General features: G+C 46.2%; 4 protein-coding genes. 3 read left to right on the top strand and 1 reads right to left on the bottom strand.

Annotated features, from left to right (window positions below; all coding sequences use genetic code 11):
* The 3 genes from A3751_RS11670 to A3751_RS11660 all read left to right on the top strand — a co-directional run.
* A partial coding sequence (locus A3751_RS11670) for a transaldolase family protein (protein ID WP_304439026.1) occupies window positions 1-298 on the top strand: 298 nt, incomplete at its 5' end.
* A gap of 5 nt (window positions 299-303) precedes the next feature.
* Window positions 304-762 (top strand): TerB family tellurite resistance protein, encoded by a 459-nt coding sequence (locus tag A3751_RS11665; protein ID WP_068456103.1) that lies wholly within the window; start codon window positions 304-306, stop codon window positions 760-762.
* Window positions 759-1,490 (top strand): glycerophosphodiester phosphodiesterase, encoded by a 732-nt coding sequence (locus A3751_RS11660; RefSeq protein ID WP_068456100.1) that lies wholly within the window; start codon window positions 759-761, stop codon window positions 1,488-1,490. The genes A3751_RS11665 and A3751_RS11660 overlap by 4 nt, the downstream gene beginning before the upstream one ends.
* A gap of 18 nt (window positions 1,491-1,508) precedes the next feature.
* Here A3751_RS11660 and A3751_RS22830 read toward each other — a convergent pair.
* The coding region (locus A3751_RS22830; RefSeq protein WP_197466292.1) for a thrombospondin type 3 repeat-containing protein at window positions 1,509-2,578 on the bottom strand (1,070 nt) is incomplete at its 5' end.

The following is a 2,578-nucleotide window of genomic DNA, read 5'->3' as shown; positions in this document are numbered from 1 at the left end:
CTACGATACGATTGTAATGGGCGCGAGTTTTAGAAATACAGGCGAGATTGAGGAGCTAGCGGGCTGTGACAGGCTTACAATCAGCCCTCAACTGCTGGAAGAGCTGTCTCGCGATGAGGGAGATTTGCAACGCAAGCTCTTCGCAGATAGCCCAAAGAATGGAGACGTCAAAGCGCTTTCAGAATCTGCGTTCCGCTGGGATATGAATGAAAGCGCGATGGCGACAGAAAAGCTCGCAGACGGCATTCGAAACTTCGCGGCGGATCAAATCAAATTGGAAAAACTGCTTAAGGCTTAAGCTACATGATTAACGCGCTAAAAAATTGGTTCGATGAACTTGGCGGTTCAAAATCGACCGTTACCGACCAAGCCACCGCAAATATTGACCTTTGCTGTTTCAGCTTGATGGTCATTACCGCAAGCGTTGACTCGGTATTTGATCCTTCCGAACGTCAAACCATTGAACAACTAGGACGCGACCTCTTCGACCTCGATAATGAGACCATTGCGGAGATTCTGAAAGACGCAAAGACACAAGCGGGTGATTCAACTTCGCTGTATGAATTCACGTCTCTCATTCACGAACACATGAGCGAGAACGAAAAATTCAAACTAGTCGAAGGATTATGGAAAATCGCGTTTGCGGATGGTCAGGTTGATAAGTATGAAGAGCATATTATTCGGAGAGTAGCCGAGTTAATCTACCTTGATCATGCCCGTTTTACCGAGGCTCGTTATTTGGCAGAAACCCAATCTCAATGACGAAAATCATAGGGCATAGAGGAGCGCGAAACGAAGCTCCAGAGAATACTTTGCCGAGCTTCATAATAGCTCAAAAAGCCGGATGTCTAGCATTTGAGCTCGATGTCAGGCTTTCTCATGATCTCCAACTAATGGTGTTTCACGACCAAACACTGGGCAGAACCACTGGGCGCCAAGGAAGTTTGTCGGATTACTCCGCTGAAGTATTAAATAAAATTGATGCGAGGGGTAAATCTCTATGGCCCGATGCCTGCTACATCCCTACTCTGGAACAAGTCTTTCATATCGTCCCTGACACCGTGGATTGGCAACTTGAAGTAAAACCAACAAGCCGCGTAAGAATGAGAATTCTGAGTCAGAAGTTAAATAGATTTGTTTCAAAGCTGAAACCAGAAACGGCTCGCATCACAATCACCTCTTCAAGCAGGTGGTTTCTTAAAGAAGTAAAAATACGCAACCCTAAAATTAGAACAGGTTTCGTCTCAGAGCATCTTGGAGAATCAAGTGTAAGTGTGTGCGAAACACTTGGGTGCGACTTACTTGTCCTCAATCACCGATTTTGCGACCAGGCCACACTGTCTCTCGCAAAACAGTATGGCTTGGAAGTCTCCGTTTGGACTGTGAACGATCTCGACAGAATGGAGGAGTTATCCAGCTTGGGCGTTGACAGCATCATCACGGACATACCGACAAAGGCACTATCTGTTATGTCGTCAAGCATACCTTAGTTAATCTACCGCTAAGATTTAAAACGAGGTTCGGTCCGTTGGATCCGTATCCTCCAAGACTTCCTCGTAGTCGGTCCAGCCATCGCCATCACTGTCTTCAATACGCGGATTCGTCAACTGATCATACTCCTCGACGTTCACCAACCGGTCTCCATCGGCGTCTTCAAATCGGGTAATTCCGGAAGATATGCTGAGCAGCCCGCAACCCGCATCATCTACTAAATCAAATCTTCGCTCATAGAAGCAAGGCATGCCATCACTATCCAAGTCGTTCAGACCGACGTTCGATATTTCAATTCCGCTACTTTTACGGCGCACTTGAACCACATCATCTCCCAGTGAAATAAGCCCCCAAATGCCTTCATCTTCCGATTGAGTAGGAAAATCAAAACCATTTGCTCTAATTGGGGCAACCGAACGGGAGTCTACAAACACTTGAACACTGTCTTGATCAAACAGGGTAGAAACAGACTGGGCATTACTGGCATTCGTATAAGAGGAGATGTAATACTTCTCATGAGTTTTGTCTGTAAGAGTCGATTGCTTAACCAACATTTGCTTCGTACTTGAACGGTAACTAGCGCCCAAGCTAGAAAGATCAGATAAACTAGTAGCCATATCTAGATCTTTCGAAAAAACATAGCCACTAGGAACGATGACCTTACTTCCGGCGCTATCCAAAGAAACATAACTCAGCGGAACCGCATCAAAAAATGCAGTCGCAAGCTGAACCGCCGATAGAAATCCATTGCTGCCCGGCGTTGCGGTTTCAAGCTCTAAGAACCCGAAATCCTCGATAAGACCATTGCCAATTGGAAGGTAGAGTCGTTTGGGGCTGCTCGATGAATCCCACTCAGCGTATTCTAGGTTCGCATCGGGTATTGCAATCTGATCAACATAGCCACCATTAGTGTCATACAAAGCAATACGAGCTTGTGCTCCAAGTCCTAACTGAATGGCTACATGGTCATCGATAGCCACCATCGCCTCTACCATTTCATCGGAATTTAGCGCTATCGGAGGAAGAACATCGATTGTGTTCGGTGACGCCAATGAAACCGAACGCAACTGGCCCGTCTTATCAATGA

It is taken from the genome of Oleiphilus sp. HI0080, assembly GCF_001635135.1.
Note: the sequence above shows the minus strand (reverse complement) of the source record. Positions and strands in the feature narration are given on the sequence as shown.

What these genes read in the sequence shown, in the direction of transcription:
- A3751_RS11660 (WP_068456100.1), top strand. Translation starts at nt 759, where the DNA reads ATGACGAAAATCATAGGGCATAGAGGAGCGCGAAACGAAGCTCCAGAG.
- A3751_RS11665 (WP_068456103.1), top strand. Translation starts at nt 304, where the DNA reads ATGATTAACGCGCTAAAAAATTGGTTCGATGAACTTGGCGGTTCAAAA.